The 22,243-nt window shown below is 64.9% G+C and carries 25 protein-coding genes; 19 read left to right on the forward strand and 6 right to left on the reverse strand.

Annotated features, from left to right (window positions below; genetic code table 11):
* The first annotated feature begins 26 nt into the window (after nt 1–26).
* The 9 genes from ACMGT0_RS14885 (at nt 27) to ACMGT0_RS14925 (ending at nt 8,518) form a co-directional block, all read left to right on the forward strand.
* Nucleotides 27–1,859 (forward strand): DUF2341 domain-containing protein, encoded by a 1,833-nt coding sequence (locus tag ACMGT0_RS14885; RefSeq protein WP_416773235.1) that lies wholly within the window; start codon nt 27–29, stop codon nt 1,857–1,859.
* A 15-nt stretch (nt 1,860–1,874) separates the two neighbouring features.
* Entirely contained in the window at nt 1,875–2,300 is a 426-nt protein-coding gene (locus tag ACMGT0_RS14890) for an ExbD/TolR family protein (RefSeq protein ID WP_054057511.1), read from the forward strand.
* A gap of 2 nt (nt 2,301–2,302) precedes the next feature.
* The gene (locus ACMGT0_RS14895) at nt 2,303–3,010 is read left to right on the forward strand and encodes an energy transducer TonB (RefSeq protein ID WP_054057512.1); all 708 of its coding nucleotides are present in this window, start codon (nt 2,303–2,305) and stop codon (nt 3,008–3,010) included.
* A gap of 39 nt (nt 3,011–3,049) precedes the next feature.
* Nucleotides 3,050–4,747: a putative porin gene (locus ACMGT0_RS14900; protein WP_416773237.1), complete on the forward strand. Its 1,698-nt coding sequence runs from the start codon at nt 3,050–3,052 to the stop codon at nt 4,745–4,747.
* An 18-nt stretch (nt 4,748–4,765) separates the two neighbouring features.
* The gene (locus ACMGT0_RS14905) at nt 4,766–5,407 is read left to right on the forward strand and encodes a hypothetical protein (protein WP_054062317.1); all 642 of its coding nucleotides are present in this window, start codon (nt 4,766–4,768) and stop codon (nt 5,405–5,407) included.
* 17 nt (nt 5,408–5,424) lie between these two features.
* A complete protein-coding gene (locus ACMGT0_RS14910) occupies nt 5,425–5,916 on the forward strand; it encodes a YbjN domain-containing protein (RefSeq protein WP_054057515.1) in 492 nt (163 codons plus the stop codon).
* A gap of 65 nt (nt 5,917–5,981) precedes the next feature.
* Entirely contained in the window at nt 5,982–6,866 is an 885-nt protein-coding gene (locus ACMGT0_RS14915) for a peptidylprolyl isomerase (RefSeq protein WP_416773484.1), read from the forward strand.
* 58 nt (nt 6,867–6,924) lie between these two features.
* Entirely contained in the window at nt 6,925–7,902 is a 978-nt protein-coding gene (locus tag ACMGT0_RS14920) for a LysR family transcriptional regulator (protein WP_273824050.1), read from the forward strand.
* Between the two features lie 88 nt (nt 7,903–7,990).
* Nucleotides 7,991–8,518, forward strand: coding sequence for a GNAT family N-acetyltransferase (locus tag ACMGT0_RS14925; protein WP_054061491.1), 528 nt, complete (start codon nt 7,991–7,993; stop codon nt 8,516–8,518).
* A gap of 15 nt (nt 8,519–8,533) precedes the next feature.
* Here the strand turns inward: ACMGT0_RS14925 and ACMGT0_RS14930 are convergent, their stop codons facing one another.
* The 3 genes from ACMGT0_RS14930 to ACMGT0_RS14940 are packed head-to-tail and all read right to left on the reverse strand — an operon-like array spanning nt 8,534 to nt 12,520.
* Nucleotides 8,534–9,961: an efflux transporter outer membrane subunit gene (locus ACMGT0_RS14930; RefSeq protein ID WP_416773241.1), complete on the reverse strand. Its 1,428-nt coding sequence runs from the start codon at nt 9,959–9,961 to the stop codon at nt 8,534–8,536.
* 1 nt (nt 9,962) lies between these two features.
* A complete protein-coding gene (locus ACMGT0_RS14935) occupies nt 9,963–10,991 on the reverse strand; it encodes an HlyD family secretion protein (RefSeq protein WP_416773243.1) in 1,029 nt (342 codons plus the stop codon).
* Nucleotides 10,988–12,520 (reverse strand): MFS transporter, encoded by a 1,533-nt coding sequence (locus ACMGT0_RS14940; protein WP_416773246.1) that lies wholly within the window; start codon nt 12,518–12,520, stop codon nt 10,988–10,990. The genes ACMGT0_RS14935 and ACMGT0_RS14940 overlap by 4 nt, the downstream gene beginning before the upstream one ends.
* Nucleotides 12,521–12,616: 96 nt before the next feature.
* On the opposite strand from ACMGT0_RS14940, the gene ACMGT0_RS14945 reads away from it, so the two are divergent.
* Complete coding sequence (locus tag ACMGT0_RS14945) at nt 12,617–13,372, forward strand: IclR family transcriptional regulator (protein ID WP_416773248.1); 756 nt, start codon at nt 12,617–12,619, stop codon at nt 13,370–13,372.
* A gap of 168 nt (nt 13,373–13,540) precedes the next feature.
* Here the strand turns inward: ACMGT0_RS14945 and ACMGT0_RS14950 are convergent, their stop codons facing one another.
* Entirely contained in the window at nt 13,541–13,807 is a 267-nt protein-coding gene (locus ACMGT0_RS14950) for a DUF2790 domain-containing protein (protein ID WP_054059728.1), read from the reverse strand.
* A 201-nt stretch (nt 13,808–14,008) separates the two neighbouring features.
* Here ACMGT0_RS14950 and ACMGT0_RS14955 point away from each other — a divergent pair, with 201 nt between their 5' ends.
* Nucleotides 14,009–14,206, forward strand: coding sequence for a hypothetical protein (locus ACMGT0_RS14955; protein ID WP_054059729.1), 198 nt, complete (start codon nt 14,009–14,011; stop codon nt 14,204–14,206).
* Between the two features lie 108 nt (nt 14,207–14,314).
* Here the strand turns inward: ACMGT0_RS14955 and ACMGT0_RS14960 are convergent, their stop codons facing one another.
* On the reverse strand, nt 14,315–14,764 hold the full coding sequence (locus tag ACMGT0_RS14960) for an Sbal_3080 family lipoprotein (RefSeq protein WP_054059730.1): 450 nt from the start codon (nt 14,762–14,764) through the stop codon (nt 14,315–14,317).
* Between the two features lie 461 nt (nt 14,765–15,225).
* Here ACMGT0_RS14960 and ACMGT0_RS14965 point away from each other — a divergent pair, with 461 nt between their 5' ends.
* The 8 genes from ACMGT0_RS14965 (at nt 15,226) to ACMGT0_RS15000 (ending at nt 21,802) form a co-directional block, all read left to right on the forward strand.
* Complete coding sequence (locus ACMGT0_RS14965) at nt 15,226–16,074, forward strand: transporter substrate-binding domain-containing protein (protein ID WP_054059731.1); 849 nt, start codon at nt 15,226–15,228, stop codon at nt 16,072–16,074.
* A gap of 53 nt (nt 16,075–16,127) precedes the next feature.
* Entirely contained in the window at nt 16,128–16,790 is a 663-nt protein-coding gene (locus ACMGT0_RS14970; protein WP_054059732.1) for an amino acid ABC transporter permease, read from the forward strand.
* Between the two features lie 9 nt (nt 16,791–16,799).
* Nucleotides 16,800–17,462: an amino acid ABC transporter permease gene (locus ACMGT0_RS14975; protein ID WP_054059733.1), complete on the forward strand. Its 663-nt coding sequence runs from the start codon at nt 16,800–16,802 to the stop codon at nt 17,460–17,462.
* Nucleotides 17,459–18,241 carry an amino acid ABC transporter ATP-binding protein gene (locus ACMGT0_RS14980; RefSeq protein ID WP_054059734.1) on the forward strand — a complete coding sequence of 261 codons (783 nt, stop codon included), beginning with the start codon at nt 17,459–17,461 and terminating at the stop codon, nt 18,239–18,241. Before ACMGT0_RS14975 ends, ACMGT0_RS14980 begins: the two co-directional genes overlap by 4 nt.
* 21 nt (nt 18,242–18,262) lie before the next feature.
* A complete protein-coding gene (locus ACMGT0_RS14985) occupies nt 18,263–18,649 on the forward strand; it encodes a RidA family protein (protein ID WP_054059735.1) in 387 nt (128 codons plus the stop codon).
* Between the two features lie 146 nt (nt 18,650–18,795).
* Complete coding sequence (locus ACMGT0_RS14990) at nt 18,796–19,560, forward strand: IclR family transcriptional regulator (protein WP_054059736.1); 765 nt, start codon at nt 18,796–18,798, stop codon at nt 19,558–19,560.
* 39 nt (nt 19,561–19,599) lie between these two features.
* Entirely contained in the window at nt 19,600–20,811 is a 1,212-nt protein-coding gene (locus tag ACMGT0_RS14995) for an amino acid deaminase (RefSeq protein WP_416773253.1), read from the forward strand.
* 64 nt (nt 20,812–20,875) lie between these two features.
* A complete protein-coding gene (locus ACMGT0_RS15000; protein WP_416773254.1) occupies nt 20,876–21,802 on the forward strand; it encodes a sugar kinase in 927 nt (308 codons plus the stop codon).
* Between the two features lie 141 nt (nt 21,803–21,943).
* Here ACMGT0_RS15000 and ACMGT0_RS15005 read toward each other — a convergent pair whose 3' ends face one another.
* The gene (locus ACMGT0_RS15005) at nt 21,944–22,219 is read right to left on the reverse strand and encodes a peptidylprolyl isomerase (RefSeq protein ID WP_054059738.1); all 276 of its coding nucleotides are present in this window, start codon (nt 22,217–22,219) and stop codon (nt 21,944–21,946) included.
* Nucleotides 22,220–22,243 lie beyond the last annotated feature (24 nt).

Consider the following 22,243-nt stretch of genomic DNA (forward strand, 5'->3'; position numbering starts at 1 on the left):
CCCTTTTACTGACGGAGAACCACCGCATGTCACGCTTAATCGTGTCCCTGTTGATCTGCCTGGGCTTCGTGCTCCCGGCCACCGCCCAGGCCTGGTGGCAGGACGACTGGCATTACCGCAAGCAGATCAGCGTCGACACCACGCCCCAGGGCGCGGCCATCAGCGAGGCCCTGGGTCGCACCAGCCTGCTGGTGCGCCTGCACACCGGCAACTTCACCTTCGACGGGGTCAAGGAAGACGGTTCGGACCTGCGCTTCATCGCGGCCGACGACAAGACCGTGCTCAATTATCAGATCGAAAGCTTCGACCCGCTGATGGGCATGGCGCTGATCTGGGTCGATGTGCCCAAGGTCGAAGGCGGCCAGCGCCAGGACATCTGGATGTATTACGGCAACCCGAAGGCCCCGGCCACCAGCAATGGGCAACTGGCCTTCGAACCGAACTACACCGCGGTCTATCACTTCGATGGCGCGCCGGGGACGCCGGCGAAGGATGCCACGGCCTTCTCCAACCACGCGCAGAACGCCACCGGCAGCCGTATCGACGGGGTGATCGGCGCGGCCTTGCAGTTCAGTGGCCAGCCGCTGCTGTTGCCGGCCAGTCCGTCGCTGCAATACAACCCCGGGGGGGCCTTCACCCTGAGCGCCTGGGTGCGTCTGGACCAGGCTTCGGGCGAGCAGTTGCTGATGGCCCGGCGCGAAGGTGGCCATGCCTTGCTGCTGGGGGCCAGCCAGGGTACGCCCTTTGTGGAGGTCAACGGTCAGCGCGCGGTATCGACCCAGCCGCTCAACCCTGGCCAGTGGCAGCACCTGGCGCTGACCGCCCAGGGCAGCAAGGTCTCGATGTTCGTCAACGGCCGTGAGAGTGCCAGCCTGGCCCAGGAAGTCGCGGCGTTCAATTCGCCGATCGCCCTGGGCGGCGACCTGCCGGCTGCCGACCCCGCGGCGGCGGCGAGCCCCTTCGCCGGCTTCCATGGCGCCATCGATGAGCTGCGTTTGTCCAAGGTCGTGCGGCCGGCCGCCGTGCTGCTGGCCGATGCCGGCGCGCAAGGCGCCGAGTCGAAGCTGGTGGCCTATGGCGCCGATGAGGAACAGTCCGGTTTCGGCTTCGGCAGCCTGGGCTTCCTGCTCAAGTCGGTGCCGGCGGATGCCTGGGTGATCATCGCCATCCTGGTGCTGATGATGCTGCAGTCGTGGGTCATCATGGTCCGCAAGAACCGCGCCCTGAGCCGTGTCAGCCGCGCCAACGAGGCGTTCCGCGAGCAGTTCGCCCAGGTCGGTACGCGCCTGGAAATGTTCGCCGACGACCAGGACCTGGCCCGCCGCCTGGAGCATTCCTCGCTGTGGCGCCTGTATCTGGTGGCGGTCAAGGAGATTCGCACCCGTCGCGCCCAGGGCGCCGATACCTCGTCGGTTTCGGCGGCCACCATCGAGGCCATCCGCTGCTCCATGGACGGTGTGCGCACCCGGGAGAACCAGCAACTGGGTTCGAAACTCTCGACGCTGTCCAACGCCATCGCCGGCGGCCCGTACATCGGCCTGCTCGGTACGGTGCTGGGGATCATGGTGGTGTTCCTCGGCACGGCCATGGCCGGTGACGTGAACATCAACGCCATCGCTCCGGGCATGGCCGCAGCCCTGCTGGCCACCGCCATGGGCCTGTTCGTCGCGATCCCGGCGCTGTTCGGCTACAACCGGCTGATCACCCGCAACAAGGAAGTCAGTGCCGACATGCGGGTGTTCGTCGACGAGTTCATCACCCGCCTGGCGGAAATGCACGGTGAGGGGCAGAGCCATGACGCCAATCGTGCCAGGCCCGCCCAGGCCGGCCAGCATGCCGTCGACCTGCTGTCGGTCTGAGGGGAGGGAACTGCCATGGCTTCCGTAAACGCCTCCCATGACGACGATGACGATGCCGCCGTCGACAGTATCAACATCACGCCCCTGGTGGACGTGCTGATGGTGGTGCTGGTGATGTTCATCCTGACCGCCACGGCCCAGGTCTCGGGGATCCAGATCCACCTGCCCAAGGCCAGTGCCTCGGTGTCGCTGTCCGAGGCCAAGACCAAGGCCATTTCGGTCAACGACGGTGGCCAGGTCTTCCTCGATGCCTATCCGGTGACCCTGCCGGAGCTGGAGGAACGCCTGCGTATCGAGAAGGCGCAGAACCCGGACTTTCCGATCATCGTGCGCGGCGACGCCACGGTGCAGTACCAGAAAGTCATCGAAGTGCTCGACCTGCTGCGGCGCCTGGAGCTGTCCCAGGTCGGGCTGGTCACCGGCAAACCGAATCAGGGCTGACCATGACCGCGAAATTACCGATCAGCCCCGAGCCCGTGAAGCCGTCGCCGCTGCGCCTGTTCAAGTGGGGCGCCGGGCTGCTGCTGGGGGCGGCTGCCGCCTGGTTCCTGTGGCAGTGGGCGCATGACATGAGCGGGGTACGGCGTGAGGCGCCGAAGGTGCCGATGATCATCCCGTTGCCGCCTCCACCACCACCGCCGCCTCCGGAGCCGGAGAAACCCAAGGAGCCGGAACCGCCGGTGGAGGAGAAGGTGCCCGAACCGACGCCCGAGCCCGAGGACATCAAGCCTCAGGAAGAGGCACCGCCGTCACCGGCGGACGACCTGGCCAACCCGATGCAGATCGACGGCGACGCCCAGGCCGGCGGCGACGCGTTCAACATCGGCGCGGGCAAGGGCGGTGGCATGGCCGGTTCCGGCGGGGGCGGGCTGGGCACCGGTACCTACAAGCAGTACCTGGCCGCGACCCTGCAACGGCTGCTGCGTGACGATCCGGACCTGCGTCGGCTGGCGTTTTCGGTGCAGGTCGATTTCTGGCTTTCGGCGGACGGCGATGTGCTCAAGGTGGCTATGGTCAAGGGGACCGGCGAGCCGAAGATTGACGAGCGGATCATCGCGTCCCTGCAGAACGCACCGCGTTTCAGGGAGCGCACACCGGCTTCATTGACCTTGCCCATTCGCGTATCGCTCAAGGGCCGACGCCCGGACTGATCGAACACTTTCACGCTTTTCAACAGGAGTTGTGTGCAAATGATTTCCAACGTGAATCGATTGACCCTGGCGGTCGGCATGGTCATCGCGACCTTGGTCGGCCAGGCGGTGGCGGCGCAGCCCGCCGCGCCTTCGCAGAACGCCACGATCAATCTGATCCGCCTGCTGGTGCAGCAGGGTGTGCTCAAGCAGGAACAGGCCGAGGGCCTGATCGCCCAGGCCGAGAAGGAGGCGGTACAGGCACGTCAGGCCAACGCCGTGGCAGCTGCGACCCCTTCGGCCACGCCGGGAGAGGTGCGGGTGCAGTACGTGCCGGCGATTGTTCGCGAGCAGATCCGCGACCAGGTCAAGGCCGAAGTCATGGCGACCGCCAGGCAGGAGAACTGGGCGCAACCCAACACTTTCCCGGACTGGGTCTCGCGCATCAGCTTCGACGGTGACCTGCGCGTGCGCAATGAGTCCCGCTACTTTTCAGGTGGCAACGGCAACACCCTGATCGACTACGCCAGGATCAACAGCGGCTCGCCCTATGACGTGAACCGGAGCACCAACACCCAGTATCCGCCGCTGCTCAACAGCCGCGAGGACCGCGAGAACCTGTTCCGCCTGCGTGCCCGCCTGGGCATGAAGGCGGTCCTGACGCCCGAGTGGGTCGCCGGCGTGCGCATCGGCACCGGCTCCGACAACAACCCGGTCTCGACCACCCAGACCCTCGGCGGCGGCTTTGCCAAGAAGGACATCTGGCTCGACCAGGGGTATATCAGCTGGAAACCTTCGCAGGACCTGACGGTAACCGGCGGGCGCTTCGCCAACCCGTTCTATTCCACCGACATGATGTACTCCAACGACCTGAACTTCGACGGCGTGGCGGCGGTGTTCAATCACACGCTCAACAGCGAATGGGGCCTGTTCGGTACCCTCGGGGCATTCCCGGTCGAATACACCTCGGACTCGGAAACCAGCAACGGCATCGACAAGGCCGACAGCCAGAACAAATGGCTGATCGGCGGGCAGATCGGCGCCAACTGGAAGATCAACGCCGACAACAGCCTCAAGGGCTCGGCGGCCTACTACAGCTTCAACGATATCGAGGGCAAGCGTTCCAGCCCTTGTAAGCCGTGGGACGGCCAGCCGGGTTGCGACACGGATGGCACCCGCCTGGCCTTCATGCAGCACGGCAACAGCGTGTTTCTGTTGCGCAACATCACGCCGAACCCAACCAACCCGAACCTGACGCCGCAGCCGCAGTACCTGGGCCTGGCCTCGGAATTCAACGTGCTCGACCTGAACCTGGCCTGGGATACGCAACTGCCGGAAGACTTCAAGCTGCGCAGCCAGGCCAACTTCATTCATAACCTGGCGTACGACAAGGGCGAGATGCTCAAGCGTTCCGAGGGCCAGATCGTCAACAACATCAACAGCAACGGCGAGTTCGAAAGCGGTGGCAGCGCGTTGATGATGCAATTCACCCTCGGCAACGCGCTCGAGCTGAAAAAGAAGGGCGACTGGAACCTCTACGCCGGCTACAAGTACATCCAGCCGGACGCCTTGCCTGACGGTTTCAACGACTCCTCCTACCACCTGGGCGGCACCAACGCCAAGGGTTACTTCATCGGCGGCAATTACAGCCTGGACAAGAACATCATCGCCTCGGCCCGCTGGTTGAGCGCCGAGGAAGTCTACGGCGACCCGTTCCAGGTCGATGTCTTCCAACTTGAGCTGAACACGCGCTTCTAAGCCCGAAGGAGAATCCCCATGAACAGGCGAATCCCGGCAGCGTTGTGCCTGCTGACCGTTGGTCTCTTCACTGCCCACGGCGCCAGCGCCGAAGGCATGGAAGAGCGCCTGCGGACCCAGCTGCGCAGCACCACCCAGCAGTTGCAGGCGCTGCAAAGCGAGCAGGCCCAGGCCAGTGCGGCACGGATTGCCGCCGAGAACCAGGCCAGGGCGGCCCAGGATCAGATCCGGCAGTTGACGGCCGAGCTGGCCAGGGCCAAGGGCCTGAGCGAGCAACTGGCTGGCCAGCAGCAGGCCCTGCAAAACCAGGCCCAGGCCTTCTCCGTGGCGGCCAACGAGCAGTTGGGCAAGTACAAGAAGGCCTATGACGACCTGCTGGTGATGGCCAAGGCCAAGGAAGCCGAACGGGCCAGGTTGCAGGGCCAGTTGACCGAGCGTGACACACAAGTGCAGCAATGTTCAGCCAAGAATCAGCAGATGTACGGCATCGCCAAGGACATCCTCGCCGCCTACGAGAAGATCGACGTGGCCGAAGTGATGAAGATCCGCCAGCCGTTTGCCGGCAGCGCCCGGGTCAAGTTCGAGGAAATGGCCCAGGCCTTTGGCGATGACCTCTACAAGAACCAGTTCGATGCGACCCACGCATCCCTGAACCCATGACACAAGGAAGAACCTCCATGAGCGAGCAACTGATCGAACAAGTTACCCCCGACAGCCTGACCGAGCTGCTGCAAGGCGCCGGCTACCGGGTCAACCGCACCGAGCAGAACGGTATCGTGCAACTGCTCAGCGCCAGCCAGGGCATCGGCTATGCCGTGCGTTTCGGCAACCCGGGCACGCAGGAGGGCGGTTATGTCGACTTCACCTACAGCTGCGCCCTGCGTGTGCAGGGCGAGCTGCCGGCCGGCCTGGCCGAGTTGTGGAACGCTTCGCGGCGTTTCGCCCGCTTGTCGGTGCAGGGCGAGTTCCTGGTGATGGAAATGGACGTGGTGGTCGCCGCGGGCGTCAGCGTCAACTACCTGCGGGCCAACCTGGAGCTGTGGGATCGCCTGTTGCAGGAGTTCATCGTCTACCTGCGCGAATACAGCCAGCAGGCCGCGCAGTTGCAGGCCAAGGCCCAGGCTGCGGCCGAGCCGGAGCAAACCCGTGAGGAGGAGGCCGCCCTGTGAACAGAGGCAACCTGCTGGCCGGCGCGGGCGCGCTGGCCGTGCTGGTCGGGGCCGTTGCCCTGGCCATGCGTCCGGGTAACGATCCGGTGGCGGCGGTGCAGCCGGCACCGGCCGCCGTACCAGCCACCGCGAGTGCGCCGGCGGTGGCCCGGCTGGGCAACCAGCAAGTGTCCCCGCAAGAGCTGAAGGCGCTGTTCGCGGCGTTGCCGCAGGCGTCGCGCGAGCAGTTGCGCAGCAACCGCGGCGCCCTGGAAAGCTGGCTGCGCACCCGCCTGGCGGAGAAGGCGGTGCTCGAACAGGCCGATGCCCAGGGCTGGCGCCAGCGCCCGGAAATCGAGCAGCAGACCCGGGCGGCCACCGAGCAGATCGTCTTTCGCAACTACATGGCCTCGGTCAGCCAGGTGCCGGCCGACTACCCGAGTGACGAGGAGCTGCAGCAGGCCTACGACAGCGGCAAGTCGCAGTGGCAGACGCCGGCGCTGTACCGGGTCAGCCAGATCTTCCTGGCGGTGCCCGATCAGCAATCGCTGGAAAGCGTGCGCAGGCAGGCCGTGGACCTGAGCCGCAAGGCCCAGGCCGCACCGGGCGAGTTCGCCGCCCTGGCGACCCAGTATTCCCAGGACCGCGAAACCGCCAGCCGCGGTGGCGATACCGGACTGCAACCGCTGGAGCAACTGATGCCGCAAGTGCGCGGGGCATTGTCGCGGCTGAAGGTCGGCCAGGTGGCCGATCCGGTGCAGAGCCCGGCCGGCTTTCATATCGTCAGGCTCACCGAGCTGCAGCCGGCCCGCACGGCCACTCTCGACGAGTTGCGCGATCGCTTGCGTGAAGCCCTGCGGGCCCAGCGTCAGCAGCAGATTGCCAAGGCCTATCTGGAAGGCATGCTGAACACCGCGACCCTGAGCATCGATGGCGCGGTGCTCAACCAGGTACTGGAAGACAAACACTGACGGGAAACTTGCCATTGGATGGTTGGGCGCCGTGAGGCGTCGACAGGGAGTCTGAATGATGTCGTTGAATGAACCCGCCCAGCGTACGGGCGACATGGAGTATCACGGTCCCGTCGAGACGCACGGGGGCTGGTTGGCGCTGGCCGAACGGATCGAGCCGGAAACCGCACAGTTTTTTCTCGCCAGTGCGCGCTGTGGCTGCTTCATGCAGGCGGCGCGCAGCCTGAATATCAAGTCGACCCAGTTGCGCAAGCAGTTGGCGGCGCTTGAAGACCAGCTCAATCGGCCATTGTTCGTTTACCAGGGCAGCGCCCTGACCCTGAGCCGTGAAGGCCAGCACCTGCAGGCGCAACTGTTGGCCCTGGCCCACGAACGGCGGCTGCCGGTCATGGAGCAGCCACTGGTCAGGCTGGCGATTGCCGAGTCGATCCTGCACGACATCCTCGGTCGCGACCTGATCGCCCTGTTGCGTCGCAACGCCAGCGTGCGCCTGGAAATCATCCCGGTGGACAGCGTCCTGTCGTTGCAGGCGTTGAGTGCCGAGGTGGTGGTCTGGCTGTCGGATGGCGACTCGCCACTGCCCGGGCCGAGTTTCGACACGACCCCACCGCAGCCCCTGGCGCGGCTGGATTACCTGCCGCACATCGCCAAGCGCTACTCGCGGGTGGCGGTGCGTCCGGACTCGCTGCAGGACCTGGAGGACTACATGCTGGTGCAGTGGCAGCAGGATCGCCAGGTCGAAGGTTTCCAGCCGTGGAACAACGTGCTGGAGCAGCGCCTGGCCGGCGTGGTGCAGGTGCATTCCTACGAGCTGATGCTGGAAATGATCCGCTGCGGTGCCTGCATCGGTCTGCTGCCGCGCTACATCACCCGCTTCGACCGTGGCCTGGCGGCCTTGCCCGGCCTGTTCCACGAGGGCATGCAGCGGCGTGCCTGGCTGGCCAGCCGGCGTGGGGCCGAGGGCAGGGAAGAGGTGCAGATGATCGTCGAGCTGATATTGAACACCTTCAGGGAGCGGCGGGAGTGGTTTGAGTAGGTCTGGCGGCCTGTGTGGCTGATTCGCCTGTAACCGTACAGGCCGCTACACTGGGCGGCCTTGTCATTTTTCATGGATTAAAAAGACGATGCCCGCCGACACTCCCGCCATCACCCTCGAACGTTTCCGCGAAGCCCATATCGACGGCGTCACCGCGCTGTACAACGAGCCTGCGGTCTGCCGTCAGGTCCTGCAGATGCCGTTCCAGTCAGCCGAGGTGTGGCGTCAGCGGTTGCTGCAGAACCAGGGCAACGAGCGCCAGCTGTCGCTGGTGGCGTTGCATCAGGGCGTGGTGATCGGCAGTTGCTCGCTGGAGCAGTATGCGCGGGTGCGGCGCAGTCATGCCGGGAGTATCGGCATGGGCGTGGCGACGGCCTGGCAGGGCAAGGGCATTGGTTCGCAGTTGCTGGCGGCGGTGCTGGAGGTGGCGGACAACTGGATGAACCTGCAACGGGTCGAGTTGAGCGTCTATGTCGACAACCAGGCGGCCCAGGCCCTGTACCGCAAGTTCGGGTTCGAGGAGGAGGGGGTGATGCGCGCCTATGCGATTCGCGATGGGGTGTTGACCGATACGCTGAACATGGCGCGGCTTCGCCTGGGGCGCGTTGGGCGGTAGACCCTGTGGGAGTTTTCAACTGTCCTTGGCAGGCTGTGGCCAGCCCCCGCCCAGTGCCTTGTAGAGCTGCACCAGGTTGGTCGACACGCGGGTCGCGCTGTCGGCCAGTTCGCTCTGGTTGGCGATCAGCGCTCGCTGTACGCCCAGCACGTTGATGAAGTCGACCGCACCCTCCTTGTAGCGCTGCCGGGCATTGGCCAGGGCGATCCGGTTCTGCTTCACCGCTTCTTCCAGGGCCGCATGGTGACGCTGTTCGGCGCTGTAGTCGGTCAGCGCATTGTCCACCTCATGCCAGGCAGCGAGCACCGTACGCTGGTAGTTCAACGCCGCTTCCTGCTGCTGGTGCTCGCGCAGTTCGAGCGTTCCGGTCAACCGGCCGCCCTGGAAGATCGGCAGGTACAGGCTGGGACCGAAACTCCATTGCCGCGAACCCCAACTGCCGATGTCCGAACCCTGCAGCGCCTGGAAACCAAAGCCGCCGCCTAGGCTGACCCGTGGATAGAAGTCGGCCTCGGCCACGCCGATGGCGGCGGTGGCGCGGTGCAGGGCGGCTTCGGCCTGCTGGATGTCAGGGCGCCGTTGCGCCAGTTCCGAAGGCAGGCCGACCGGCACCCGGAGCGGGGGCAGGGGAATCGCTGCCGGAGGCAACAGCCGTGCGCTCAGGCTGCCCGGCTGTTCGCCGAGGAGATAGCTCAGGGCATTGATCAGATGGGCCTGCTGCGCCTCGAGCAAGGGCAGGCGGGCTTCGATATCGGCAACCTGGGCGGCGGCATTGGCGGTGTCCAGCTGGGTGGTCACGCCGTTGTCGTAGCGGGTCTGGGTGAGGTCTCGACTCTGCCGGGCGATGTCGAGGTTCTGCCGCGCCACTTCCAGGCGCGCCTGGGTACCACGCAGGCGCAGGTAGTCAGTGGCGGTTTCCGCCGCGACGCTGAGCAGCACGCCGTCGCGCTGGGCGCGGCTGAGCTCGACCGCGGCCCCGGCGCCTTCCAGGCCGCGTCGTACATGGCCCCACAGGTCGACTTCCCAACTGGCATCGAGGCCCAGGTTCCACAGCTCGAAAGGCGATTTGCCGCTGTGGCCCGAGGCGTCCATCAGACCGACGGCGCTGTTGCGCTGGCGCTGGTAGCTGCCGTCGGCCGCCACCCCGGGCAGTTGCTCCGCACCGGCGATCTGGCGGGCCGCCCGGCTCTGCAGCAGACGTTCATTGGCGGTGCGCACATCGAAGTTGGCCTGGGCGGCGCGTTCGACCAGTTCGCTCAGCAACGGATCGTTGAATTGCCGCCACCAGTGGGCGTCGATGGTCCGGGTGGCGGCATTGCTGCGCACCTCCCGGGGTTCTGCGGCCCAGGTGGCGGGCAGTCGAGCGGCAGGCCTGGAGAAGTCGGGGCCAACGCTGCAGGCGCCGAGTCCGAAAAAGGCCAGCAGGTAAAAATAGCCACGCATCCTATCGATTCTCCAGGGTGATGACCCGGGCAATCACCGACATGCCGACCCGCAGGTCGTTCAGGCCGGGCTGGTCATGGTCGAAGACGATTTTCACCGGAATCCGTTGTACCACCTTGGTGAAGTTGCCGGTGGCGTTGTCCGGGGCAATCGCGGAGAAGCTCAGGCCGGTGGCGGGAGCGAGACTGTCGACATGGCCGTTGTAGGTGCGGTCGGGGAAGCTGTCGATGCTGATGTCGACGGCCTGGTTCGGCTGCATGTGGGCCAGTTGGGTCTCGCGGAAGTTGGCGACGACGTAGGCATCGCTGACCGGGACCACGGCCATGACTGCCTTGCCCGGCGCGACATAGGCGCCGACGCGGACGCTGCGTTGGCCGACCACGCCATCGTGGGGCGCGACGATCCGGGTATAGGACACCTCCAGATCGGCCTTGAGCAGCGCGGCGCGGGCCTGTTCCACTGCTGCGTGGGCCATCTCCAGGCGGGCCTTGAGCACTTCCCGGTTCTTCTGCTGTTCCAGCCTGGCCGCCGCGTCGTGGTCGTGCACGGCCTGCCAGCGGGCCAGTTCGGCATCGGCTTTCTGCTGTTCTTCGCGGGTGCCGGCACCGGAACTGGACAGGTTGCGATAGCGCTGGGCATTGGCCTGGGCGAATTTCAGTGAGGCCGCCGTCGAGCGCAGGGTGGCGTCGGCCTGGGTGATCAGCGTCGCCTGGCGTTCGACCTCCGCCGCAAGGTCCTTCACCTGGGCCTGGGCCGCGTTGACCGCGGCGATGGCAGCCGCCTGCGCGGCCTGATAGTCGCGGGCATCGATTTCCAGCAGCAGTTGGCCGGCCTTGACCGGTTGATTGTCGGCCACCGCGACCTTGCTCACCACGCCGGCGATCTGCGGGGCAATCAGTACCGAATCGGCGGTGATGCGGGCGTCGTCGGTGCTCTGCGTGCCGTCGTTGCGCAGCAGGTGATAGCCGCTGTAAGCGACGATCAGGAGTACGGCACCCCCGACCAGGCTGAGAGAGAGTTTCGGTTTCATGGCATTTTCGGCGCTTGGGGAGGGAAAGGGCGGGTCGGCAGGGTCAACAGGAGAATCGTCAGGATCGCCATCAGCCCGATCATGGCCAGGAAGGCATCGCTGAAACTCAATACGAAGGCCTGTTCGCGCAGGCGCGCGGCCATGCCGGCCAGCGGCTGTTCATCGAGCAGCGGAATCAGGGCCTGCTGGTTGGCGGCCCATTGGTCAACCAGGGTGTTGGAATGCAGGTGCTGGCGGGTGGTGATGAAATTCTCCAGCAGGACCGCGCCGATCACCGAGGACAGGCCACGCAGCGAATTGACCATGGCCGAGGCGAAGGGGCCCTCGATGGGCTGGATCACGCCGGTGGCGACCATCAGCAGCGGTACGACGATCATCGGCTGGCCGAGGGTCTGCAGCAGTTGCAGCGGGTAGAAATCTTCGCGGACCCAGGCGCTGGTCAACTGCGAGCCACCGAGGCAGGCCAGGGTCATCAGCAGCAGGCCGCAGGCGATCACGTAGCGCGAGTCGACCCAGTTGCGGTTGATCACCGTGGCGACCAGGGGCGCCAGCAGCAGTTGCGGCAGGGCGATCAGCAGGGCCAGCGGCATGCTTTGCTCGGCGCGGTAGCCCTGGATATGGGCCAGGTAGTTGGCGGGCAGGGCGACGCCGGACATCGAGACCATGACGAACAGCGCCAGGGTGGCGATGCCATAGGCGAAGTTGCGCCGTTCCAGCAGTTGCACCTTGAACAGCGGCAGCGGGTGGAACCACTCGTTGAGCAGGAACAGCGGCAGGCAGAGGGCCGCGCCACCCAGCAGCAGGCCGATCAGCGGCGAGGCGAACCAGTCCAGGCGTTCGCCCTGCAGCAGGCCGATCACCAGCATGGCCAGGCCGCCGCAACCGAGCAGCGCGCCGCGCCAGTCGGCCTGCCTGAAACGCTCCAGGCGCAGCGGATCCTGCGGGATGCCGTAGGCGATGAAGGCGGTGGCGAGCAGGCAGCAGGGTGCGATCTGCCAGAACACCAGGCGCCAGTCGAGGTTTTCGGTCCAGGTGGCGGCCAGGGGCAGGGAAATGTTCGGGCCGAAGGTGGCGGTGAGCGCATAGGCCGACAAACCGTAGAGCTTGTAGTGCCAGGGCAGGAAACGCAGGGCTACGGTCATCAGCAAAGGCGGCAGGGCGCCGCCGGCCAGGCCCTGCAACACCCGCAGCAGCAACAGCGCCTCAAGGTTCGGCGCCAGGGGGCAGAGCACGCCGAAAAGGCCGAAGGCCAGGGTCATGGCCATGGCGAAGCGCCGCAGCGAGAAGGTCACCGCCAGCCAGGGTGCGATCAGCATCGCCGAGACTTCCGCCGCTGCATACAATGCGCTGATCCAGGTGCCTTCGTCATGGCCGATGCCGAACGCCCCCAGCACATCCGCCAGTGCCAGTTCGGTGACGCGGTCGTTGATGCCCGAGGTCAGGGCGGCGATCAGTACGCCGACCAGTCCGATGATCAGCCGCCGGTCGAAGGGAACGGCCACGGGTGGCCCGGGGGGTGGGGACAGCATGCACGCAAATCCTGTGGAAGGCGGTTGCGCGAAAACGTCACCGCTAACAATATTTCGGTACACTGTATCAGTGAGCGGTACAAAGGAGCAATGTCGATGTCAGTCCCTGAAACCGAACGTGGGGGTATCCAGGTGATCAGCCGGGCGGCTGCCATTCTGCGCTGCCTGGAGGACGAACCGGGGGGCTTGAGCCTGGGGGCGATCGCCAAGCGCATCGATCTGCCGCGCTCGACGGTCCAGCGGCTGGTGGATGCCCTGGCCCAGGAACAGTTACTGGAAATCCAGGGGCCGGCCGGGGTGCGCCTGGGGCCGGCGCTGATGCGCCTGGCGTCCCACAGCCATATCGATGTGACGCAAAAGGCCAGGCCCTACCTGGAACAGCTGTCGCGCGAGACCGGTGAAACCGCGGTGCTGCTGCATGCCAGCGGTGCCGAGTTGCTGATTCTGCAGATGGCGGTGTCGAACCAGCCGTTGCGGGTGGTGCCGGATGCCAGTTCGTTCCTGACCATGCATGCGACTTCGGGCGGCAAGGTGCTGTTGGCGCGGATGAGCGACGAGGCGGTGGTACAACTGCTGGGCAAGCAGCTCAAGAGCCTGACGCCCATGACCAAGACCCATTGGCCGGACCTGCTGGCGGAGCTGGCGGAGGTGCGGCGCACGGGGGTGGCTTTCGATGCCGACGGGCATATGCCGGGGGTGAGCGCCATGGGCGTCGAGCTGTTGGCCGGGCAAAGTGCCTACGCGTTGTGCGTGGTGGCGCCGTCGGCGCGCCTGGAAGGGGCTCGGGAGGCGGTGAAGGAGCGGCTGCAGGCAACGCAGAAGGCCATGCTCAAGGCTTTCGACAGCCGCTGAGCCTGGGGCAGCGCCTGCTTGCGGGGGATTTCATTAGGGTAGGCAGGGCTCTGGGGCCCATTCGCGGGCAAGCCCGGCTCCTACGGTTCGAGGGAGTACGCCAGATTGTGAACGACACAAAATTGTAGGAGCCGGGCTTGCCCGCGAATGGGCCTTCGAAACCCTGCCTCAGTTGTTGAAGTTGCAGGCATCCGACAGCTTGCGATAGCTGACGTCCTCGGTCTTGCCGGCCTTGTCGATGAACTTCATGTCGGCCTTGACCACCTTGCACTCCGCGGTGGGCTGTTCGGTCATCGAGATGACCTTGTCGATATTCAGGGGCATGCCGTAGTGATAGGGCACGGCCTGGGCGGTGGCAGCCGTGTCGGCCTGGGCCACGCCGGCGAAGGCGCTCAGGGCCAGGGCACCGCTCATCAGTAAGGTACGAAACTTCATGATCTTTCTCCGAATCAGGCTGAACAAGGGTCCAATCGCCAGGGCATTGGACATGCCGCGCAAGGCGGCAGGGGAGATCTGCGCTGACGCGGTCGACTTCACTTTCCCTGCACACGATTAACGCTGAATTAAGTGCGGAGCTTTTTATTAGGCTGCTAATTAAATGGTTCAGCCGCCACCGATCGGGAGGCGAAAGTATTCATGCGAAAGTTAATGTCAAAAACACATCACTCGCTGCTAGAATCCTTGACCGTTTGTTGGAAGGGTCAAAAAAACGACGGTGATTTCTACAGCCTATTTCGGGGGATCAGCATGGCCAAGGGGTTTGCACTGTACATGACCGGCATGACGGCAGTGATGGCGACGTTCGCCGTGGCGGTGGTGATGCTGCTGCACTGAGCGCGGCCGCGACACTTTCCAGACAGCTCGAACAGGGTGCCGTTGCGTTCCCGCACGCGAGCCCCAGGGTGATGCCTGGCACTCGCGCCTGCCTGGGCTGTTGCGATCTCAGCGCTGGGCGCTCAGGGGGCGCACGCCGATCGGGAACAACTGGTCGGTCAGTTCCTTGATCTTGCTTTCGGCGTTGATGAACTTGTCCATGCGCAATGAGCCGCTTCTTGAGTTATAGGTTGCCGAGCCGACTTCCCGGCCGAACTGGTAGACCCTGATATCCACTTCCGACAGATACAGCGCCATGTCCCAGCTCCAGCGCCCCAGCAGGGTGCTGCTCAGGGGGCAGTTCTGCGGGTTGCTGACGCTGGGCAGCACTTCCACGGTAAAACCCTTGGCCTTCAGGGCATTACCATAGGCTTCGGTAAACGACTCACGCACGCCATCAGCCGGGATCACGCAGATCCGTGCGGCGGGGTTGGCGGCGAAATCGACTGGGGTGACCTGCTGCCTGATGCTGCAGCCGGTGATCAGGGTAACTAAACAGAGCAGAAGCAGGGAACGCATCGCGACATCCATGTAGGCCCGCAAGGGCGGTGGGAAGAGAGGGCGGGATACTAGCTGTTTGCTTGGGTGCCGCAAAGCAGAAGCCGCTGCGCTGGTCCGGATTTCGTGCTGCTCCTGGCGGCCCATTCGCGGGCAAGCCCTGCTCCTACAGGGTGATGTCGTACACAAGATTTGCATGCGGCAAAAAACGATGGGAGCAGGGCTTGTCCGCGAAGCGCCTGATCTTCGCTCCTGCACCGCCTTGGGGCCTTGGCACCCACCATCGTTGCCTTCCGTAGCATTTGCCCACGCGCACCTTGTGTAACCGGTTTCCTGCAGAAAAACCTATCTCTCTGATTTTCCTGAACTTTACCGAGCCGGTTAACGACCGCGATTTCCTGTGGCACACTTTCTGCTGTCTATTCCGTTGTTACATACCAAGTTCCGCTATAGCGGAATACACATCATCGGAGTGCAACGTCATGCAACGCGTACCTTCCTTGTTCAAAGCCTGTGCTTTCATTCTGGCCGCTACGGCGGCTGCGGTAGGGACGGCCCAGGCCGCCGACAGCAAGCTCGACAGCGTGCTCAAGCGCGGTCACCTGATCGTCGGCACCGGTAGCACCAACGCGCCCTGGCACTTCCAGGGGGCGGACGGCAAGTTGCAGGGCTTCGATATCGACATCGGCGCCATGATCGCCAAGGGCCTGTTCAATGATCCGAGCAAAGTCGAATACGTGGTGCAGTCGTCGGATGCGCGGATTCCCAACCTGCTGACCGACAAGGTCGACATCAGTTGCCAGTTCATCACCGTCACCGCCAGTCGTGCCCAGCAGGTGGCGTTCACCCTGCCGTATTACCGCGAAGGGGTCGGCCTGCTGCTGCCGAACAACAGCAAGTACAAGGAGATCGACGATCTCAAGGCTGCCGGCGACAAGGTCACCGTGGCCGTGCTGCAGAACGTCTACGCCGAGGAGCTGGTGCACCAGGCGCTGCCCCAGGCCAAGGTCGACCAGTACGACAGCGTCGACCTGATGTACCAGGCCGTGAACTCCGGTCGCGCCGACGCCGCCGCCACCGACCAGTCCTCGGTCAAGTACCTGATGGTGCAGAACCCCGGCCGCTACCGCAGCCCGGCCTACGCCTGGAGCCCGCAGACCTATGCCTGTGCGGTCAAGCGCGGCGACCAGGACTGGCTGAACTTCGTCAACACCGCCCTGCACGAGTCGATGACCGGGGTCGAGTTCCCGACCTACGCCGCCTCCTTCAAGAAGTGGTTCGGTGTCGACCTGCCCACTCCGGAAATCGGTTTCCCCGTCGAATTCAAGTGATCTCTCCAGAGCAGGGCGCCGCGCGCGGTGCCCTGTCGAAGGTACTGTGAACCATGAACTATCAGTTGAATTTTGCTGCCGTGTGGCGCGACTTCCCCAGCTTGCTGGCGGGGCTCGGCCTGGGCCTGGAGCTGGCACTGGTGTCGATCGCCATCGGCTGCGCGATCGGCCTGATGATGGCGTTCGCCCTGCTCAGCCAGCACCGCACCTTGCGCACGCTGGCCTCGGTGTACGTCACGGTGATCCGTAATACGCCGATCCTGGTGCTGATCCTGTTGATCTACTTCGCCATGCCGAGCCTGGGCATCCGGCTGGACAAGATCCCTTCGTTCATCATCACCCTGTCGCTGTATGCCGGCGCCTACCTGACCGAGGTGTTCCGCGCCGGGCTGCTGAGCATCCCCAAGGGCCAGCGCGAGGCCGGGCTGGCGATCGGCCTGGGCGAATGGCAGGTGCGTGCCTACATTACGGTGCCGGTGATGCTGCGCAACGTGCTGCCGGCGTTGTCCAACAACTTCATCTCGCTGTTCAAGGACACCTCCCTGGCGGCGGCCATCGCCGTGCCGGAGCTGACCTATTACGCCCGCAAGATCAACGTGGAGAGCTACCGGGTGATCGAGACCTGGCTGGTCACCACCGCGCTCTACGTGGCCGCCTGTTACCTCATTGCCCTGATGCTGCGTCAGCTCGAACAGCGTCTGGCGATCCGCCGCTAGGAGCCTGTCATGTACGAATCCCCCCATTGGCTGCATGAGTTGTGGATCGCCCGCGAGCCGTTGTGGCAGGGCTTCCTGACCAGCGTGCAGTGTTCGGCCCTGGCGATTGTCTGCGGCACGCTGATCGGCATCGTCGCCGGCCTGGTGCTGACCTACGGCAATGTCTGGATGCGCCTGCCATTTCGCCTGTACGTCGACCTGATCCGCGGTACGCCGGTGTTCGTCCTGGTGCTGGCCTGCTTCTACATGGCCCCGGCCCTGGGCTGGCAGATCAGTGCGTTCCAGGCCGGTGCCCTGGGCCTGACGCTGTTCTGCGGCTCCCATGTCGCGGAAATCGTCCGCGGTTCGCTGCAGGCCATTCCCCGCGGGCAGATGGAAGCCAGCCAGGCCATCGGCCTGACCTTCTTCCAGGCGCTCGGATACGTGCTGTTGCCCCAGGCCCTGCGGCAGATCCTGCCGACCTGGGTCAACTCGTCCACCGAGATCGTCAAGGCCTCGACCCTGTTGTCGGTGATCGGCGTTGCCGAGCTGTTGCTCAGCACCCAGCAGGTGATCGCCCGGACCTTCATGACCCTGGAGTTCTACCTGTTCGCCGGGTTCTTGTTCTTCATCATCAACTACGCCATCGAACTGCTCGGTCGGCATATTGAAAAGCGGGTGGCGTTGCCATGATTGCGACAAACGACAAGCAAGCACTGCTCAGCATTCGCGGGCTGCACAAGCAATACGGTCAGCTCGAAGTGCTCAAGGGTGTCGACCTGGACATGCACCGCGGCAACGTGGTCACGCTGATCGGCTCCAGCGGATCGGGCAAGACCACGCTGCTGCGCTGCGTGAACCTGCTGGAAGAGTTCCAGGGCGGGCAGATCACCCTCGATGGCGAGTCGATCGGCTACAGCGAGGTCGATGGCAAGCGCGTCCGTCATCCGGAGAAGGTGATCGCCCAGCACCGGGCCATGACCGGGATGGCGTTCCAGCAGTTCAACCTGTTCCCGCACCTGACCGCGTTGCAGAACGTCACCCTGGGCCTGCTCAAGGTCAAGAAGCTGCCCCGGGACCAGGCGGTGGCCCTGGCGGAGAAATGGCTGGAGCGGGTCGGCCTGCTGCAGCGCCGCGATCACTATCCGGGGCAACTGTCCGGCGGCCAGCAGCAGCGGGTGGCGATCGCCCGGGCCATCGCCATGAACCCGAGCCTGATGCTGTTCGATGAAGTGACCTCGGCGCTGGACCCGGAACTGGTCGGCGAAGTGCTGGCGGTGATCAAGGGGTTGGCCGAGGAGGGCATGACCATGTTGCTGGTCACCCACGAGATGCGTTTCGCCTTCGAGGTGTCGGACAAGATCGTTTTCATGAACCAGGGGCGCATAGAGGAACAGGGACCACCCAAGGAACTGTTCGAGCGCCCGCAGTCGCCGCGTCTGGCGGAATTCCTCAGGAACACCCGTTTTTAACTTTCACTCAAGGAGCACATCATGAGCATTACTCGTTACGGCACTGGCAGCACCGCGGGTGGCGGGCAGCCGCGTCCCTTCGCCCGGGCCGTCGAAGCCGATGGCTGGCTGCACGTGTCCGGCCAGGTGCCGGCGGTGGATGGTGAGATCATCAGCGGCGGGATCGTCGAACAGACGCACCAGACCATGAAGAACCTGATCGCGATTCTCGAGGAGGCCGGCTACGGTCTGGAGGATGTGGTGCGGGCCGGTGTCTGGCTGGAGGACCCGCGGGATTTCTGGAGTTTCAACAAGGTGTTCGCCGAGTACTTCAAGCCCGAGCATGCGCCGGCGCGGGCCTGCGTGCAGGCGAGCATGATGGTCGACTGCAAGGTCGAGATCGACTGTATCGCCTACCGGAAGAAGTGAGCCTGGGGCGCCGTTCGCGGGCAAGCCGCGCTCCTACAGACAGCACAGATCTGTAGGAGCGTGGCTTGCCCGTGAAGAGGTCCTAACGATCACCGTGGCTCTCTGGGTAAACTCCCCGGCAATTTTTCAATGGGATTGCACTGATCATGACCGAAGACACCATCAAGCGCCGCGCAAAGGGACTGGACCGGGCGTTCGATATCCTCGATTACCTCAAGGAGGTCGGCCAGCCATTGCGTCCCAACGACATCGCCGGTGGCATCGGCAGCCCCAAGTCGACGGTCTACGAGCTGGTGGCGTCGTTGCTGGAGCGTCGGATCCTGGAGCCGGTCGGCAAGGAAGGGCATGTCTACCTCGGTCGCCAGCTGTACTTTCTCGGCCAGGCCCACCTGCGCCACTTCGACCTGAGCCGCGAGGCCGATCACGCCTTGCAGGAGATCGTCAGCCAGACCCGCGAGACCGCGCAGATGTGCCTGCTCAACGGGCGCAAGTACACGGTGGCGCTGATGAAGGAGGGCGAGCGGCATTTCCGCATCTCCTCGGATATCGGCGAGAACGCGCCGATTCCCTGGACCGCTTCCGGTCGTCTGCTGCTGGCGCACCTGAGCGATCAGGAAATCGTCGACCTGATCGATCCCGACGACTTCATCCTGCCCGACGGCCAGCGCCTGCCCCTGGAGGTGTTCCTCAAGGAAATCCGCCAGGCCGGAATCGACGGGTTCTTCTCCTTCGACAGCGTTGCCGACACTTTCACCCACTGTTTCGCCGCGCCGGTCAAGGATGAACGCGGCATCTGCATTGCGACCCTGTGCATCGTCGCCCCAAGGGCCGATGCGAAGAACAACTACCACGACTATCGCCGGGTGCTGATCGACAGCGCGAACAACCTGGCGCGTCGGATCAACGATTAGCAGCGGCTGCCTGCGGCCGCGTTTCGAGGAGTCAGAGACATGCCTGTGAACCTTCCCCCGGTGGAAAAGGGCGCGGCCGCCATCGGCGCCCAACTGGTCAGTGATGTCAGCCTGCCGGCGCTGGTGCTGCACCGTGAGGCGCTGGAACACAATATCCGCTGGATGCAGGACTTCGTGCAGCGCAGCGGCGCCGAACTGGCCCCCCACGGCAAGACCAGCATGGTTCCGGCGCTGTTCCGGCGCCAACTGGCCGAGGGTGCCTGGGGCCTGACCCTGGCCACTGCGGTGCAGACCCGGGCCGGCTATGCCGCCGGCGTACGACGGGTATTGATGGCGAACCAGCTGGTGGGCACGGCGAACATGGCGCTGATCGCCGAGCTGCTGGCGGACCCGGCGTTCGAGTTCCATTGCATGGTCGACCACCCGGACAACGTCGCCGCCCTGGGCGGGTTCTTCGCCGGCCGTGGCCTGAAACTCAACGTGATGATCGAGTACGGCGTGGTCGGCGGCCGCTGTGGCTGCCGCAGCGAGCAGGAGGTGCTCGACCTCGCCCGGGCGATCCGGGCCCAGCCGGCGCTGGCGTTGACCGGGATCGAAGGCTATGAAGGGGTGATCCACGGCGACCAGGCCGTCAGCGGCATCCGTGCCTTTGCCGGTTCCCTGGTGCGCCTGGCGGTGCAGTTGCAGGACAGCGGCGCCTTCGCCATCACCAAGCCGATCATCACCGCTTCGGGCTCGGCCTGGTATGACCTGATCGCCGAAGAGTTCAAGGCGCAGAATGCCGATGGGCGTTTTCTCAGTGTGCTGCGCCCCGGCAGTTATGTGGCCCATGACCATGGCATCTACAAGGAGGCGCAGTGCTGCGTACTGCATCGCCGCGCCGATCTGGATGAAGGCCTGCGCCCGGCGATGGAGGTCTGGGCCCATGTGCAGTCGATGCCGGAACCGGGCTTTGCGGTGATCGCCCTGGGCAAGCGCGACGTGGCGTTCGATGCCGGGTTGCCGATGCCGTTGCGGCGCTACCAGGCCGGGGTGGTGCCGGCGCTGGGCGAGGATGTCAGTGCCTGCAAGGTCACGGCGGTGATGGACCAGCACGCTTTCATGAGCGTGGCGCCGGGCTGTGAGTTGCGGCTGGGGGACATCATCTCCTTCGGGACCTCCCACCCGTGCCTGACCTTCGACAAGTGGCGGGTGGGGTGCATTGTCGATGAGCAGTTGCGGGTGATCGAAACCTTCGAGACCTGTTTCTAGCCTGAGATCGCTTTCGCGGGCTTGCCCGCGAACAGGCCCGACACACCACCACGAGATTCCCAGCATGAGCACCCTGACCCTGCCTCCTCCGCGCATCGCCCTGATCGGCGAATGCATGATCGAACTGCAACAACACGCCGATGGCAGCCTGCGGCAAAGCTTCGGCGGCGACACCCTGAACACCGCGGTGTACCTCTCCCGCGAACTGGCCGGGCGCGGCTCGGTGGATTACGTCACGGCCCTGGGCGACGACAGCTTCAGCGACGCCATGTGTCGGATCTGGGCCGAGGAGGGCATCGGCCTGGGCCTGGTCCAGCGCCTGCCCGGTCGTTTGCCCGGGCTGTACTGCATCCAGACCGATGAGCGCGGCGAGCGGCGCTTCCTCTACTGGCGCAACGAGGCGGCGGTCCGCGATTGCTTCACCGCCGCCACGGCCGCGCCGGTCCTGGCGGCGCTGCCGGACTACGACGTGCTGTATTTCAGCGGCATCACCCTGGCGGTGCTCGGCGAAACCGGCCGGGATAAGCTGCTCGCGGTGCTGCGTCAGGCGCGTGAGGGCGATACCCGGGTGGTCTTCGACAACAACTACCGGCCACGGCTGTGGACAGGTGTCGAGCAGGCCCGGGCGGCCTATCGCTCGGTGCTGCCCTACGTCGACACGGCGCTGCTGACCCTGGAGGACGAGCAGGCGTTGTTCGGGCATGCCGATGCCGGCGCGGTGTTCAGTGCTGGCGAGGCGTTCGGTATTGCCGAGGTGGTGATCAAGCGTGGAGCCGAAAGCTGCCTGATCCGTTGCGCGGACCAGGCGTTCGAGGTGCCGGCGCAGCAGGTCGAGACGGTGGTCGATACCACGGCGGCGGGGGACTCGTTCAGTGCCGGCTACCTGGCCAGTCGGCTGACGGGGGGCGATCCGCAGGCGGCGGCACTGGCCGGGCATCGACTGGCGAGCCGGGTGATTCAGGTGCGTGGTGCGCTGATCCCACGGGACTGATCCGGACCTCAGGGGGCTTGCCGGCCTCTTCGCGAATGAACCCTGCTCCCACGGCAGTGGGGTGTCGGCCACCTGTTTTGTGCAGCCCAGTGAACCCTGGGAGCAGGATTTATCCGCGAAGCACGATAACGCGGTCTGCCTTCAGTCGCGGTAAAAAACCTGCACCAGGTGATAGCCGAACTTGCTCTTGATCGGCCCGTGCACGGTGCGCAGCGGTTTCTTGAAGATCACCTGGTCGATGGCCCCCACCATCTGCCCCGGGCGGATTTCGCCGAGGTCGCCGCCGCGCTTGCCCGAGGGGCAGGTGGAATGCTTCCTGGCCAGCACGTCGAAGGCCTCGCCCTTGGCGATGCGCTGCTTGAGCTGTTCGGCCTCCTCGGCGGTCCTGACCAGGATATGACGGGCTTGGGCTTTCATTGACGGGTACCTTGAAACGCTGGG

It is taken from the genome of Pseudomonas sp. RHF3.3-3, assembly GCF_048069595.1.
GTDB lineage: Bacteria > Pseudomonadota > Gammaproteobacteria > Pseudomonadales > Pseudomonadaceae > Aquipseudomonas > Aquipseudomonas fuscovaginae_B.